This window comes from Nitrosomonadales bacterium (assembly GCA_016716325.1).
Classification (GTDB): Bacteria; Pseudomonadota; Gammaproteobacteria; order Burkholderiales; family Gallionellaceae; genus Gallionella.
In genome coordinates this window covers 639,855-654,100 of the sequence record JADJWO010000001.1, presented here as the reverse complement: position 1 = coordinate 654,100, position 14,246 = coordinate 639,855, and the positions used below count along the sequence as shown (strand labels likewise).

The window sequence follows — 14,246 nt, the reverse complement described above, 5'->3', positions numbered from 1 at the left end:
CCACATCCCGCCAGCCAACTTCACCCGAAGGAGCGAGCCATGAGCAGACAAGTCCAGGAAGCCTATATCGTCGCCGCGACGCGCACTCCGGTGGGCAAGGCGCCGCGCGGTATGTTCCGCAATACCCGTCCCGATGACCTGCTTTCGCATGTGCTGAAAAGTGTGCTGGCGCAGGCGCCGTCGCTCGATCCGGCTCAAATAGTAGATGTCATCGTAGGCTGCGCGATGCCGGAGGCGGAGCAGGGGATGAACGTGGCGCGCATCGGATTGTTGCTGGCCGGGCTGCCGGACAGCGTGCCGGGCATGACGGTGAACCGTTTCTGTTCTTCCGGCGTGCAGGCCGTGGCGCTGGCGGCGGACCGCATCCGTCTCGGCGAGGCGGAGGTGATGATCGCGGCGGGCACCGAGAGCATGAGCATGGTGCCGATGATGGGCAACAAGGTGGCGTTCAACCCGGCGATCTTCGAGCAGGACGAGCGCTACGGCATCGCCTACGGCATGGGGCTGACGGCGGAGAAGGTGGCGGAGCGCTGGAAGGTCAGCCGCGAGGCGCAGGATGCCTTCGCGTTGCAGAGCCACCAGCGCGCCATCGCGGCGATCGACAGCGGCGAGTTCGCCGACGAGATCTCGCCGTACACGATCAGCGAAAACTCGTTCGACATGGACAGCCGCGAGGTGCGGGTGCAATCGCGCGAGGTGGCGCGGGACGAGGGGCCGCGCGCGGATACCTCGCTGGAGGCACTGGCGAAACTGAGGACGGTGTTCGCGCAGAAGGGCACGGTGACGGCGGGCAACAGTTCGCAGATGTCGGACGGTGCGGGCGCGGTGCTGCTGTGTTCCGAATCCGCGCTGAAGCGCTACAACCTGACCCCCATCGGCAAGTTCCACGGTTTCAGCGTGGCGGGCGTGCCGCCTGAGATCATGGGCATCGGCCCGAAGGAGGCGATCCCCCGCGTGCTGAAACAAGTCGGGCTGTCGCTGAGCGACATGAGCTGGATCGAACTGAACGAAGCGTTCGCCGCACAGTCGCTGGCGGTGATCAACGATGTCGGGCTCGACCCGGCCATCGTCAACCCGCTCGGCGGTGCCATCGCGCTCGGCCATCCGCTCGGTGCGACCGGCGCGATCCGCACCGCGACGCTGTTGCACGGCCTGCGCCGCCGCAAGCAGAAATACGGCATGGTGACGATGTGCATCGGCACCGGGATGGGCGCGGCAGGAATCTTTGAGGCGTTGTCATAGCGGAGTAATAATATGACCCGTAATCGTGCAACGATTGCCAGCATCATTCTGCTGGCTTACTTCCTGATTAGCTCGACGATTTTTTTTTGGTCAGTTGCCAAATCAACTCAGCCTATTAAATACCTGTTATTCGGCCCAGGGGGAATCAATATTGCAGTAACGCTAATCGTATGTGCCACCGCGAGTTGGGGCCTTTGGAAACAGCGATTATGGGGATGGCAATTTGGAATTGCATTGGCGGTTATCAAGCTTTTAATTGATGTGAGCAGCTTGATCACTTTTATTTCAATCTACTTCCGAATGGACGATGCTTCTGCAAGCCCTTTTGTCACTGCATTCTCCAATTCATACTGGAAAATATTGGCTACAACAGGGTTTGAGATATTTCTGCTGCTTGCCTTCCTTCGTTTTTTACTTCATGCAAAAACGAGAGAGTTTTTTTTCTCCTCTGCTGCGGAAACTCAAGCTGAACAAAACGTTACGGTAAATGGCCTCGGGTTGGCGAATATATCCTTGGCATTGGCATTTGCCATTTCTGCACAATTCAGTATTGGCGGAAAAGTTCTTGTCTGGTTGCTTAGTGAGCCGCTGTTAAGAAGCATCCCACCGTATCAGGGGCACTTGTTTAATGTTCTATCTAATTACTGGATTCCTGCGGTCCTGATTTATTTGGTATTTCGGTTAACCAGAGTAGCGAAGTGGCTTCGTCCAACCATAGCTATCCAAGTTTTGATCGGGCTGGGTAACTTGCTTTTTGTCCTGTACGTCTCCGCGCGAGTACTGGCTTCCGCTGTGCAAGGGGGAGGAGCATCGTTTGTTGTAATGCAATTTGCACCAATCGTGGTATTGCCAGCTAGAGGGCTGATGTCTGTCGGCTTGGTATGGCTGATGGTCAGGGCGTTTCAAGCAAAAGCTGAGAATTGGAAGGCCGCTGGTTTCAAAGTTTTTGAAACGGTAATGATTTTTATTTTTTGTATGGTACCGCTCGGTTATGCCGCTTCGTTCTTTCTGGCAGAAGATGGGGCATTTCGCTTGGCGCGGGAAGCCAGAAAAGTTTTTAAGGAAAAGTGTGTTTTGGCCGGTGAGGTTTTACCTCAGGAACCTGTTGGTGAGGTAAAAAGCCTTTATTTGGACAACGATTGGAGCACTAGGTTTGGCGTGAAGAGTGGAGTTCTATCAGATGGTGGCGGTGGTATTCTGGGCGAACCGCTGGTTAACAGTGGCTGGCTGTTGTTCTTCGAGACGAAGAATCAATATGGCAGGCAGGCAGGAAAGTTCAAGAAATACTCTTTTGTGGACGGACGCAAGTGGGAATATGGTGATGCGTTTACCAGTAAATATGCCGTGTTTGTGACTGATATGGTGAAGGATATTGATCCGAGACTAAAAGTTGGTGGTGCTGAGGTCAGCATCGTTGATCTTGAAGCGAAAGAAACAATTGCAAGTACAACCTATTTTATTTCTCGCAGAGATGGGAAATTCTGCGGGGATATGCCTAGCGGATATTTCGATACCAGTGAATTTATTCGTCGGGCGCTGGGCTTGAAAATGCAGTATCCCGCTGCATGGGCGAAAACTGATGGCCAGGCTTCAAGCCAAACATCAATTACACAGCAGGCAAGTGCTGTTGATAACGGTATTTCAGCAAAGTAATAGTTCTGCTGGATTAGGATTGGTTTGTGATCGAGTAATTAAATACTGAACGAGGTTGGAATGAAAAAACTATTGTCGGTGCTTTGCGGATTGTTGTTGAGCATGAACGTGGGTGCGACGGAGGTCGAAGGGGTCAAGCTGGCCGACCGCGTGCATCTCGGCAGCCGCGATCTGGTTTTGAATGGCGCGGGCGTGCGCAGCAAACTCATTTTCGACCTGTATGTCGCGGCGCTGTATCTCGGCGAAAGGAAGAACAGCGGCGATGCGGTATTGGCCGATGCCGGCGAGAAGCGCATCGCGCTGCACCTGTTGCGCGACATCAGCGCGGAGACGCTGTCGGAGGCGTTCAACAAGGCGATCATCAGCAACCATACACCGGCCGAACTGGCCGCGCTGGATGCCTCGCTCAAGCAGTTCATGGCGATCTTTGCGGCGATGAACGAGGTGAAGAAGGGCGATGTCATCACGCTGGACTATCTGCCCGCGAGCGGCACCCGTGTCGGCGTGAACGGTACGGAGAAGGGTCTGATCGTCGGGGCCGGGTTCAATGTCGCGCTGCTCAAGGTATGGCTGGGCGTCAAGCCTGCCCAGGACGACCTGAAGAGAAAACTGCTGGGCGGGAAATAGATGCCGGATGCACGACGACTGAATGCCGACGCGGACGGGGCGGCCATCGACCGCGCCGCGTTGCAGCGGGCGCTGACGGCGCAGGGCGCAGCGTTTCAGGAAACGGTGACCGCTGCGCATGCGCACCTGTTCGCCGATGTGCCGTTGTTCGTCAGCGCCGCGCAGATGCAACAGATGCGTGAGGTGATCGCGGCAGTGGGCGAGACGGCCGAACAGGCGGAGGCGCATTCGGCGCTTGGCGTGTTCTATGGCTATGACTTCCACCTCAACGGCGACGGCGCACACCTGATCGAGATCAATACCAACGCGGGCGGCGGATTCCTGAATGCGTTGCTGTTCGACAGCCAGCGCGACGCCGGGCTGCCGGGCGTCGCAGCCGTGGAGGCGGATGTCGAACGGGCATTGATCGACATGTTCCGCAACGAGTGGCGGCGGGCGCATGGCGATGCGCCGCCCAGGACCATCGCCATCGTGGACGAACAACCGGAGTCGCAATACCTCTATCCGGATTTCCTGCTGGCGCAGAGGATGTTCGGGCGCGCCGGCATCAGCGCGCATATTGCCGACCCTTCCGCGCTCCATGTGCGCGAGGACGACCTGTACCTCGATGGGCAGCGTGTCGATCTGATCTACAACCGCCTGACCGATTTCGAACTGGAAGGGTTTCCGCATCTCCGCACGGCATGGGAGATGCGCCGGGTGGTGTTGACGCCCACGCCGGATCATCACCGGCGTTATGCGGACAAGCGCAGGCTGGCCCTGCTGACCGATGTGGAATGGCTGCGCGCATCGGGTGCGTCGCAGGCCGCCATCGACGTGCTGCTGAAGGGCATCCCGCAGACGAAGGTGGTGCATGGCGAGGATGCCGGGCAATGGTGGACGGAGCGCAAGCAATGGTTCTTCAAGCCGGCGGGCGGCTACGGCAGCAAGGGCGCGTATCGCGGCGACAAACTGACCCGGCGCGTGTTCGACGAGATCATGCAGGGCGGCTATGTGGCGCAGCGCGTGGCGGCGCCAGGCGAGCGCATGGTGCGCGCCGGGGACGGCAGTGCGCAGCCGCTCAAGTATGACGTGCGTTGCTATGTGTATGACGGGAAGCTGCAACTGGCCGCGGCGCGCCTGTACCAGGGACAGACCACCAACTTCCGCACGCCGGGCGGCGGCTTCGCCCCGGTGTTTGTGGTTGGGTAGCGCGTGGTCGAGTAGAATGACGCCATGTTGATCTATTCGTTCTTGGCGGTCGGTGTCGGCGCTGCCTTCGGCGCCTGGATGCGCTGGGAATTGGGTCTGTGGCTCAATCCGGCGCTGCCCGAATTGCCGCTCGGCACGCTGGTCGCCAATCTGGCGGGCGGTTACCTGATCGGGCTGGCGATCGCCTTCTTCATGCAGCACCCCGGCGTGTCACCGGAATGGCGGCTGTTCATCATCACCGGCTTTCTGGGAGGATTGACCACTTTCTCCACTTTCTCCGCCGAGACTGTCACGCTGCTGATGCGCGGGCAGTATGTCTGGGGGGCAGGCATCGTCGCTGCACATCTGGGCGGTTCGCTGCTGATGACGGTGTTGGGCATCCAGACTTTCAAGTGGTTGCATATCTGAGGAGCGCAAACATGAACGTGCTTACTTTTTATGTCAGCGAGAAGCAGCACCATGCCGGCATGCCGTTGTACGAATGGCTGCTGGAAAAAGCCAGGACACTCGGCATCCAGGGCGGTTCGGCATTCCGCGCGATCGCGGGGTTCGGCCGGCACGGCAAGCTGCACGAGGAGACCTTCTTCGAGCTGGCGGGCGAACTGGCGGTCAAGGTGGAATTCATCATCGACGATGCGCTCGCGGAGAAGCTGCTGGATGTGCTGCATGCCGAGGATCTCGATGTATTCCATGTGCGCCATGCAGTGCAGGCGGGCGTCATTTAGGATTTTCAATAGACTTTTGTGAGGTTGTCATGAACAGGAAAATTTTGTCGCGGGCAGTAACCATTGTGCTGGGGACACTGTTGCCGTCCTTAGCGTATGCGCATGTCGGCATCGGGGATGCCAGCGGTTTCACGCATGGATTCACGCATCCGTTCAGCGGCCTGGATCACGTTTGCGCGATGCTGGCCGTGGGGTTGTGGGCAGCGCAGTCGGGCGGCCGTTCGGTATGGGTCGTGCCACTCAGCTTCGTCGGCGTGATGGCGGTGGGCGGCATGTTGCCGGCGCTGGGCATCGCCTTGCCGTTCGTCGAGCAGGGCATCGTGCTGTCGGTGCTGCTGCTGGGCGTATTGATCGCTACCGCGATCCGCATGCCGCTCTGGCTGAGCTGCGGCATGGTCGGGTTGTTCGCGTTGTGGCATGGTCATGCGCATGGCGCAGAGATGCCCGCGCTGGTATCCGGCATGAGCTATGCGGTAGGTTTTGTACTGACGACGGCGCTATTGCATATTGCGGGCATCGCGTTCGGTCTGGGGATGCAGCGACTGACGCGTGAGCATGCCATCCGTTTTGCCGGGACGGGCATCGCGCTGTGTGGCGTGTATCTGATAGCAGCATGAGAAGCTGTTTAAAAAAACCAGCGAGCGGCTGTCAGGCGGGGGAGGGCGGAGCGCAGGAGCCGAAGTGTGCACAAGCGTACATGAGGATTTCGAGCACCGCACGGCCCCGCATTACAGTCGCGCAGCATTTTTTTATCAGCTTCTGAGGTTGCGATGCGCCTGACCGTACTGGGCTGTTATGGCGGGATCGGCGGTTTGCGCCGCACTACTTCGCTGCTGCTGGACGACGACATCCTGATCGATGCGGGCAGCGGTGTCGGCGATCTGAGCCTGGAGCAGATGGCACGGGTGGATCACGTGTTCCTGACGCACGCGCACCTGGATCATTGCGGGTTCGTGCCGTTGCTGGCCGATGCGGCGGCGTTCGTCCGTCAGGGCCCGCTGAATGTCCATGCCTTGCCGGAGACCATCGCCGCGCTGAAGAAGAATCTGCTGAACGGGGAGTTGTGGCCGGATTACAGCGTGTTACCGACCGCGGACAAGCCTTTCATCCGGCTGATCCCGCTGGCATGCGGCGAAACGGTAAAGTTCGGCGAACGGCGCATCACCGCGCTACCGGCGCGCCATTCGATCCCGGCGGTGGGCTATCGGATGGACAGTGGCGCCGCCAGTTTCGTATTCAGCGGCGATACCACGGATTGCGAGGCATTCTGGTCGGCACTGAACGGCATCGACAACCTGCGCTACCTGATGATCGAAACGACGGTCCTCAACGCCAACATCCGTTCTGCCGAAGCGTTCGGTCATCTCTGCGCCGCGTTGCTGGCGCGCGGACTGGCGCGGTTGCGGCGTCCGGTGCAACTGCTCATCACCCACAACGAGCCGGGCAATGAAGAGCGCATCATGGCGGAGGTGAATGCCGACTGCGGCGCATACCATCCGGTGCCCCTCAAGCAGGGACAACGATTCGATTTTTGAGTGTCATCAACAGGGAGAATGCGATGAAGAAGATCTTATTGCTGGTTGCGCTGTTTTGTCTGGCCGTGCCGCCGGTTCAGGCTGCCGTGCAGGGCAGGGAAGTGACTTATCGGGCCCAGGGTACGACCCTCAAGGGTTATATCGCGTATGACGACGCCATCAAGGGCAGACGCCCGGCGGTGCTGGTGGTGCATGAATGGTGGGGGCACAACGCCTATGCGCGCAAGCGCGCCGACATGCTGGCCGCACTGGGTTACACCGCGCTGGCGGTGGATATGTACGGTGACGGAAAACAGGCCAACCATCCCGACGATGCCGGCAAGTTCGCCACCGAGGTGAGCAGGAACTTGCCGATGGCCAAGGCACGCTTCGAGGCGGGCATGAAATTGCTGCGCAAGCAGAAAACCGTAAATGACAAAGAGTTGGCGGCGATCGGCTACTGCTTCGGCGGCGGCGTGGTGCTGCACATGGCGCGCCTCGGCTTGCCGTTGAAGGGCGTGGCGAGTTTCCACGGTTCGCTGGGCACCGAGATGCCGGTGCAGCCCGGCAGGGTCAAGGCGCATATCGTCTCCTTCACCGGCGAAGACGACCCGATGATCGGCACAGACAAGGTCGCGGCTTTCAGGCAGGAAATGGAAACCGCCGGTGCGGATTTCCGGGTGGTCACCTATCCCGGCGTAAAGCATTCCTTCACCAATCCCGATGCGGATGAACTGGGCAGGAAATTCAATCTGCCGCTGGCGTATGACGCGGCGGCGGATCAGGATTCCTGGCAGCAGACGACGGCATTCCTGAAAGAGATATTCGGCAAGTGACCCGCCACCTTTTCCCGGCCAATCGCGCATCCTGCCATCAGGATTGATTGTCTGTCTGTGAGCATCTTGCTGCTGGTCCTGCCGATCAGGCATCCAGTCGTCCCCGTAATAAATCCGTAATATTTTCGTCATCGCTTTTTCACATTCTCCGCATAAGCTGCCGGTGTCGCGCTATGGCGGCTTTACAAATATTCAGGAGAATGAACGATGCAAACCACTTGCATGCAACAAAAGAAACTCATCGTCGTTGCGCTGGCCGCAGCCGCCTTCGCGACGCCGGCACTGGCGGATACCGGCAACGTCAGTATTTACGGCAAGGCCGACATGTCTTATGACATCATCAGCAACGGCACCTCTGCCGCCGGCGTTGCCGGTGCGAGCAAGAGCAACGTCTCGAGCAACGTTTCGAAGCTGGGTCTGAAGGGTTCCGAAGGACTGGGCGACGGACTGACAGCAGTCTGGCAGATCGAGCAGCAGATCAACATGGACAATACCGGCGGCACCTTCGCGACCCGCAACACCTTCCTGGGGCTGAAGAGCGACAGCATGGGTACCGTGTTGCTGGGCCGTCACGACACCCCATACAAACTGGCAACACGCAAGCTGGACGTGTTCGGCGACACCATTGCCGACAACCGCGCGCTGATGGGCGGCGTGACCAGCAACACGACTGTTGATTCCGCATTTGCCGCTTTCGACGGTCGCCAGCCGGACGTGATCGCCTACATCAGCCCGGACATGAACGGTTTCACCGGTGCGGCCGCCTATGTCAACCTGTCGGAAGGCAATACCACCGCTGCTGCTGCCAAGTCTGACGCATTGAGCCTGGCCGGCATGTACAAGGCATCCGGTTTCTACGGCGGACTCGCATACGAGACGCACAAGCTCAACAGCGTCCTGGGTACCAAGGAATCTGCATGGAAACTGGGTTTGAGTTATGACATCGACGCGTTCACCGCCGCTTTCGTCTATGAGAAGAGCAGCGATAACGCCGGCGCTTTGGGTGCCAATGCGCGCGGTCACAACGCCTACTACCTGTCCGGCAATTACAAGATGGGCATGGATGCGATCAAGGTGGCCTACGGAAAGTCCGGCCAGATAGGTGCGAGGGCCAATACCGGCGCGAACCAGTTCAGCCTGGGCTACGACCACGGCCTGAGCAAGCGCACCAAGCTGTATGCGATCTACTCGCGCATCAATAACCAGCGTGGCAGCGACTACGGCTTCAGCCAGAGTTCTGCAGCTGCCGGCACGATCAACGGTATCGGCGCGTCGCCTTCCGTGATCTCTCTGGGCATGCAACACACTTTCTAAGCGGGTTTGAAAGAGGCGACGGGTATTCCGATGCCCGTCGCTTTTACCGCAAGAGATGCACAACAAATGGAGGTATCAATGAATAGCAAACTCAAGCAACTCATCGTCGGCACGATCACCGCGACTGCCCTGGCCTATGCCGGTGCTGGCATGGCCGCTGCGACCATCACCGGCGCGGGCGCAACCTTCCCGTACCCGGTCTACGCTAAATGGGCGGAAGCCTACAACGCCAAGACCGGCGTAGCAATGAACTACCAATCCATCGGTTCCGGCGGCGGCATCAAGCAGATCACCGCCAAGACCGTGGATTTCGGCGCATCCGACAAGCCGCTGAAACCGGCGGAACTGGACAAGGACGGCCTGCTGCAATTCCCGACTGTGATCGGCGGCGTGGTTCCTGTCGTGAACGTCGCAGGCATTGCTGCCGGGCAGATCAAGCTGACCGGCACCGTACTGGCCGACATCTTCCTGGGCAAGATCAACAAGTGGAACGATCCTGCGCTGGTCGCCCTGAACAAGGACGTCAAGCTGCCTGACGAGAACATCACCGTGGTGCACCGTTCCGACGGTTCCGGCACTTCGTTCATTTTCACCAACTACCTGTCCAAGGTCAGCCCGGAATGGAAGTCTGAAGTTGGCGAAGGTTCGGCAGTGTCCTGGAAGGTCGGTACCGGCGGCAAGGGTAACGAAGGCGTGGCCTCTTACGTGCAACGCATCAAGGGTTCCATCGGTTATGTGGAATTCGCCTACGCGCTGCAGAACAAAATGGCTCACGTGAAGATGCAGAACCGCGACGGAGCATTCGTCGAACCCAGCCAGGACAGCTTCAAGGCAGCGGCAGCGAACGTGCAATGGGACAAGGCGGAAGGCTTCTATGAAATCCTGACCAACGAACCGGGCAAGGAAAGCTGGCCGATCAGCGGCGCGACCTTCATCCTGATGCACAAGATGCAGGAAAATGCCGCGACTGCGAAAGAAGTGCTGAAGTTCTTCGATTGGGCATACGGCAATGGCAACCAGATGGCTGCCGACCTGGATTACGTGCCGCTGCCGGAGAATGTGCAGAACCTGATCCGCAAGGCATGGAAGAACCAGATCCGCGACACGTCCGGTTCATCGCTGTACAAATAACACGGATGATCATTGCATCCCCGGTCGGTCACGGGATGTGAACAAGACAACGCCCCGGATACGGGGCGTTGTTCTTTTGTGGGTCTGGTTATGGCTTGGAATGCTTGGCCTATTGACCGAAAAAATCCTTCACTTTGTGGTTACGGCCGGGCATGTGCCCTTAACTTGCTGCGCAAGTTAGCCTTCGCCGCAAGGTCAAGGACTTTCGGTCATTGACCGAAAAAGTCCTTGACCTTGTCCATCCAGGATTTTGCGCGCGGGTTATGGCGTCCGCTGTCGGTCTCATTGATGGCTTCGAACTCGCGCAGCAATTCCTTCTGGCGATCGGTCAGGTTCACCGGCGTTTCAACGATCACATGGCAGTGCAGGTCGCCGTGGCTGGAACTGCGCACACCCTTGATGCCCTTGCCGCGCAGGCGGAACTGTTTGCCGCTCTGCGTTTCGGCGGGAATCTTGATGCGGGCAACCCCGTCCAGCGTGGGGATCTCGATCTCGCCGCCCAGTGCCGCAGTGGTGAAGCTGATCGGCATCTCGCAATGCAGGTCATCGTGGTCGCGCTGGAATACCGCGTGCGGCTTGAGATGGATGACCACGTACAGGTCGCCCGGCGGACCGCCATGCACGCCATGTTCGCCTTCACCGGACAGGCGGATGCGGTCGTCGTTGTCCACGCCGGCCGGGATCTTCACCGACAGGGTCTTGTGTTTCTTGATGCGGCCGTTGCCATTGCAGTCCTTGCATGGCGAGGCGATCATCTTGCCGTTGCCGTGGCAGCGCGGACAGGTCTGCTGGATGGAGAAGAAGCCTTGTTGCATGCGCACCTGACCATGACCGCCGCAGGTGGTACAGGTGGTCGGGCTGGTGCCGGGCTTGGCACCCGAACCATTGCAAGTTTCGCATTCCGCCATGGTCGGGACGCGAATCTGCGTCTCGGTGCCGCGTGCGGCCTGTTCCAGCGTGATCTCCAGGTTGTAGCGCAGGTCGGCGCCGCGCTGCACGTGGCTGCGGCCACCACCTCCGCGTCCGCCTCCGAAGATGTCGCCGAAGATGTCGGAGAAGTCGAAACCCTGCGCACCGCCTGCACCGAACGGATTGCCGCCCCCCATGCCGCCAGCCTCGAACGCGGCGTGGCCGTACTGGTCATAGGCCGCGCGCTTCTGTCCGTCGGACAGCGTCTCGTAGGCTTCCTTGGCTTCCTTGAAGTGTTCCTCGGCCTTCGGGTTGTCCGGATTGCGGTCGGGGTGGTGCTTCATCGCCAGCTTGCGATAAGCCTTCTTGATCTCTTCCTCCGACGCGTCGCGATTGACACCGAGGACTTCGTAATAGTCTTTTTTGCTCATTGTGTAAGAAACGGAAAGTTGGAAGTGGAAAGTGGGAAGCGGGTTTACCCCACTCCCCACTGCCTACTTGCTACTTACCACATTATTTCTTGTCCTTCACCTCGGTGAACTCGGCGTCCACCACGTCGGCATCGTCCGTTTTCGCTTCCGGTTGTGCGCCACCGCCTGCCGCCTGTGCCTTGGCCTGCTCGGCGGCGTACATCTTCTCGCCCAGTTTCTGCGCAGCCTGGGCCAGCGCCTCGGTCTTGGCTTCGATGGCCGCCTTGTCGTCCTCCTTCACCACACTTTCGGCATCCTTCACGGCTGCTTCGATGGCGGATTTCTCGTCGGCGGAAAGCTGGTCGCCGTAATCCTTCATCGACTTGTTGGTGGTGTGGATCAGCGCATCGAGCTGGTTGCGCGCGGTCACCAGTTCCATTGCCTTCTTGTCCTCGTCTGCGTGCGCCTCGGCATCGTTCACCATGCGCTGGATCTCGTCCTCGCTCAAACCGGAACTGGCCTGGATCTTGATCTTGTTCTCCTTGCCGGTGGCCTTGTCACGGGCCGAGACGTGCAGGATGCCGTTCGCGTCGATATCGAACGTGACCTCGATCTGCGGCATGCCGCGCGGTGCCGGCGGGATGTCGGTCAGGTTGAACTGGCCCAGGCTCTTGTTGCCGGAAGACATTTCGCGTTCGCCCTGCAGCACGTGGATGGTCACGGCGGACTGGTTGTCGTCGGCGGTGGAGAACACTTGCGATGCCTTGGTCGGGATGGTGGTGTTCTTCTTGATGAGCTTGGTCATCACGCCGCCCAGTGTTTCGATGCCCAGCGACAGCGGGGTCACGTCCAGCAGTAGCACGTCCTTCACCTCACCCTGCAGAACGCCGCCCTGGATCGCCGCGCCTACAGCGACAGCCTCGTCCGGGTTGACGTCCTTGCGGGCTTCCTTGCCGAAGAACTCCTTGACCTTCTCCTGCACCATGGGCATACGGGTCTGACCGCCGACCAGGATCACGTCGCTAATGTCTGAAGCGGAGACGCCGGCATCCTTGAGCGCGACCTTGCAAGGCTCGATGGTGCGTGCGACCAGATCTTCGACCAGGCTTTCCAGCTTGGCGCGGGTGATCTTGACGGCGAGGTGCTTCGGGCCGCTCGCATCGGCGGTGATGTAAGGCAGGTTCACTTCGGTCTGCTGTGCGGAAGACAGCTCGATCTTGGCTTTTTCCGCCGCATCCTTCAGGCGCTGCAGGGCCAGCATGTCCTTTTTCAGGTCCACGCCGCTGTCCTTCTTGAACTCGTCCACCAGATGCTCGATGACGCGCATGTCGAAGTCCTCGCCGCCCAGGAAGGTGTCGCCGTTGGTGGACAGCACTTCGAACTGGTGCTCGCCGTCGATCTCGGCGATGTCGATGATGGAGATGTCGAAGGTGCCGCCGCCCAGGTCATACACCGCGATCTTGCGGTCGCCTTCCTGCTTGTCCAGGCCGAACGCCAACGCGGCCGCAGTCGGCTCGTTGATGATGCGCTTGACTTCCAGACCGGCGATGCGGCCGGCGTCCTTGGTGGCCTGGCGCTGCGAGTCGTTGAAATAGGCCGGCACGGTGATGACCGCTTCGGTGACCGGCTCGCCCAGATAGTCTTCGGCGGTCTTTTTCATCTTGGCCAGCACTTGCGCGGAGATTTCCGGTGCGGAGATCTCCTTGTCGCGTACCTTCACCCAGGCGTCGCCGTTCTTGGCCTTGACGATCTCGTAGGGCACCATGCCGATGTCTTTCTGCACCATCGGTTCCTCGAAACGGCGGCCGATCAGACGCTTGATGCCGTACAGCGTGTTTTTGGGGTTGGTCACGGCCTGGCGCTTGGCGGACGCGCCGACCAGGATCTCGCCGTCTTCCACATAAGCGATGATGGACGGGGTGGTACGCGTGCCTTCCGCGTTCTCGATGACCTTGGTCTTGCCACCTTCCATGATGGCGACGCAGGAGTTGGTCGTGCCCAGGTCAATACCGATGATTTTTCCCATGATGCTTTCCTTTCAGTTGAATTCCTAAAATGTTGAATAGTGTTGCTGCCTTGCCGCCTCATATCAGGGCGGCATCGTATTTTTCAAGTGCTTGTCATTTGCCCTTTGAAACCATGACCATTGCCGGACGCAGTACCCGGTCGTTCAGGGTGTAGCCCTTTTGCATCACGCTGACCACGGTGTTGGCAGGTTGGTCGCTGTCCAGCATGCCGATGGCCTGGTGCCTGTTCGGATCGAGCTTCTCGCCGACCGGGTTGACCTCGACGATGTTGAATTTCTCGAACACGCTGGAGAGCTGTTTCAGGGTCAGTTCCATGCCACTCTTGAAGCTCTCGACGTTCTCGGTCTCGACGGCCAGCCCCGCCTGCAGGCTGTCCATTACCGACAGCATCTCGCCGGAGAAACGTTCCACTGCGAACTTTTGCGCCTTGCTCACATCCTCGGCAGCGCGGCGGCGGATGTTCTCGCCCTCGGCCTTGGCATACATCCATGCGTCGTAGTGTTCCTGGGCCTTGCGTTCCGCTGCTTGCAACATTTCTTCCAGACTGGGTATCGTCTCGGCCCTGTTTTCGGCGGCGGTTTCGACGTTGTCGACAACCTCGTGCTGTTCGATCTGTGGGTTGGTTCCGTTCTGTTCCATGATGCTCTCCGTGTTTCGACCTGACGGT

14 protein-coding genes are annotated in these 14,246 nt (G+C 59.3%); 11 read left to right on the top strand and 3 right to left on the bottom strand.

Annotation, left to right across the window (positions count from 1 at the left end):
- Positions 1-39 precede the first annotated feature (39 nt).
- The 11 genes from IPM27_02990 (at position 40) to pstS (ending at position 10,233) form a co-directional block, all read left to right on the top strand.
- Entirely contained in the window at positions 40-1,242 is a 1,203-nt protein-coding gene (locus IPM27_02990; protein MBK9160526.1) for an acetyl-CoA C-acyltransferase, read from the top strand.
- 12 nt (positions 1,243-1,254) lie between these two features.
- Complete coding sequence (locus IPM27_02985) at positions 1,255-2,895, top strand: hypothetical protein (protein MBK9160525.1); 1,641 nt, start codon at positions 1,255-1,257, stop codon at positions 2,893-2,895.
- Between the two features lie 60 nt (positions 2,896-2,955).
- Positions 2,956-3,522 carry a chalcone isomerase family protein gene (locus IPM27_02980; protein ID MBK9160524.1) on the top strand — a complete coding sequence of 189 codons (567 nt, stop codon included), beginning with the start codon at positions 2,956-2,958 and terminating at the stop codon, positions 3,520-3,522.
- Complete coding sequence (locus IPM27_02975) at positions 3,523-4,713, top strand: hypothetical protein (protein ID MBK9160523.1); 1,191 nt, start codon at positions 3,523-3,525, stop codon at positions 4,711-4,713.
- Between the two features lie 24 nt (positions 4,714-4,737).
- The gene (gene crcB, locus IPM27_02970) at positions 4,738-5,121 is read left to right on the top strand and encodes a fluoride efflux transporter CrcB (protein MBK9160522.1); all 384 of its coding nucleotides are present in this window, start codon (positions 4,738-4,740) and stop codon (positions 5,119-5,121) included.
- An 11-nt stretch (positions 5,122-5,132) separates the two neighbouring features.
- Positions 5,133-5,438, top strand: coding sequence for a DUF190 domain-containing protein (locus IPM27_02965; GenBank protein MBK9160521.1), 306 nt, complete (start codon positions 5,133-5,135; stop codon positions 5,436-5,438).
- 29 nt (positions 5,439-5,467) lie between these two features.
- Positions 5,468-6,055, top strand: a complete 588-nt coding sequence (locus IPM27_02960; GenBank protein ID MBK9160520.1) for a HupE/UreJ family protein — start codon at positions 5,468-5,470, stop codon at positions 6,053-6,055.
- Positions 6,056-6,208: 153 nt separating this feature from the next.
- Positions 6,209-6,973, top strand: a complete 765-nt coding sequence (locus tag IPM27_02955; protein MBK9160519.1) for a 3',5'-cyclic-nucleotide phosphodiesterase — start codon at positions 6,209-6,211, stop codon at positions 6,971-6,973.
- A 23-nt stretch (positions 6,974-6,996) separates the two neighbouring features.
- A complete protein-coding gene (locus IPM27_02950; protein MBK9160518.1) occupies positions 6,997-7,788 on the top strand; it encodes a dienelactone hydrolase family protein in 792 nt (263 codons plus the stop codon).
- Positions 7,789-7,995: 207 nt separating this feature from the next.
- Complete coding sequence (locus IPM27_02945; protein ID MBK9160517.1) at positions 7,996-9,102, top strand: porin; 1,107 nt, start codon at positions 7,996-7,998, stop codon at positions 9,100-9,102.
- Between the two features lie 78 nt (positions 9,103-9,180).
- Complete coding sequence (pstS, locus tag IPM27_02940; GenBank protein ID MBK9160516.1) at positions 9,181-10,233, top strand: phosphate ABC transporter substrate-binding protein PstS; 1,053 nt, start codon at positions 9,181-9,183, stop codon at positions 10,231-10,233.
- 209 nt (positions 10,234-10,442) lie between these two features.
- Here the strand turns inward: pstS and dnaJ are convergent, their stop codons facing one another.
- The 3 genes from dnaJ to grpE form a co-directional block, all read right to left on the bottom strand.
- Positions 10,443-11,573, bottom strand: coding sequence for a molecular chaperone DnaJ (dnaJ, locus tag IPM27_02935; protein MBK9160515.1), 1,131 nt, complete (start codon positions 11,571-11,573; stop codon positions 10,443-10,445).
- An 82-nt stretch (positions 11,574-11,655) separates the two neighbouring features.
- On the bottom strand, positions 11,656-13,578 hold the full coding sequence (gene dnaK / locus IPM27_02930) for a molecular chaperone DnaK (protein ID MBK9160514.1): 1,923 nt from the start codon (positions 13,576-13,578) through the stop codon (positions 11,656-11,658).
- 94 nt (positions 13,579-13,672) lie between these two features.
- Entirely contained in the window at positions 13,673-14,218 is a 546-nt protein-coding gene (grpE, locus tag IPM27_02925; protein MBK9160513.1) for a nucleotide exchange factor GrpE, read from the bottom strand.
- Positions 14,219-14,246: the final 28 nt, after the last annotated feature.

Bases quoted from the DNA above. Each gene is read 5' to 3' on its own strand.
- IPM27_02950 (MBK9160518.1), top strand. From the start codon at position 6,997: ATGAAGAAGATCTTATTGCTGGTTGCGCTGTTTTGTCTGGCCGTGCCG.
- IPM27_02955 (MBK9160519.1), top strand. From the start codon at position 6,209: ATGCGCCTGACCGTACTGGGCTGTTATGGCGGGATCGGCGGTTTGCGC.
- IPM27_02985 (MBK9160525.1), top strand. From the start codon at position 1,255: ATGACCCGTAATCGTGCAACGATTGCCAGCATCATTCTGCTGGCTTAC.
- IPM27_02965 (MBK9160521.1), top strand. From the start codon at position 5,133: ATGAACGTGCTTACTTTTTATGTCAGCGAGAAGCAGCACCATGCCGGC.
- IPM27_02975 (MBK9160523.1), top strand. From the start codon at position 3,523: ATGCCGGATGCACGACGACTGAATGCCGACGCGGACGGGGCGGCCATC.
- IPM27_02960 (MBK9160520.1), top strand. From the start codon at position 5,468: ATGAACAGGAAAATTTTGTCGCGGGCAGTAACCATTGTGCTGGGGACA.
- IPM27_02980 (MBK9160524.1), top strand. From the start codon at position 2,956: ATGAAAAAACTATTGTCGGTGCTTTGCGGATTGTTGTTGAGCATGAAC.
- crcB (MBK9160522.1), top strand. From the start codon at position 4,738: ATGTTGATCTATTCGTTCTTGGCGGTCGGTGTCGGCGCTGCCTTCGGC.
- dnaJ (MBK9160515.1), bottom strand. From the start codon at position 11,573: ATGAGCAAAAAAGACTATTACGAAGTCCTCGGTGTCAATCGCGACGCG.
- grpE (MBK9160513.1), bottom strand. From the start codon at position 14,218: ATGGAACAGAACGGAACCAACCCACAGATCGAACAGCACGAGGTTGTC.
- pstS (MBK9160516.1), top strand. From the start codon at position 9,181: ATGAATAGCAAACTCAAGCAACTCATCGTCGGCACGATCACCGCGACT.
- dnaK (MBK9160514.1), bottom strand. From the start codon at position 13,578: ATGGGAAAAATCATCGGTATTGACCTGGGCACGACCAACTCCTGCGTC.
- IPM27_02990 (MBK9160526.1), top strand. From the start codon at position 40: ATGAGCAGACAAGTCCAGGAAGCCTATATCGTCGCCGCGACGCGCACT.
- IPM27_02945 (MBK9160517.1), top strand. From the start codon at position 7,996: ATGCAAACCACTTGCATGCAACAAAAGAAACTCATCGTCGTTGCGCTG.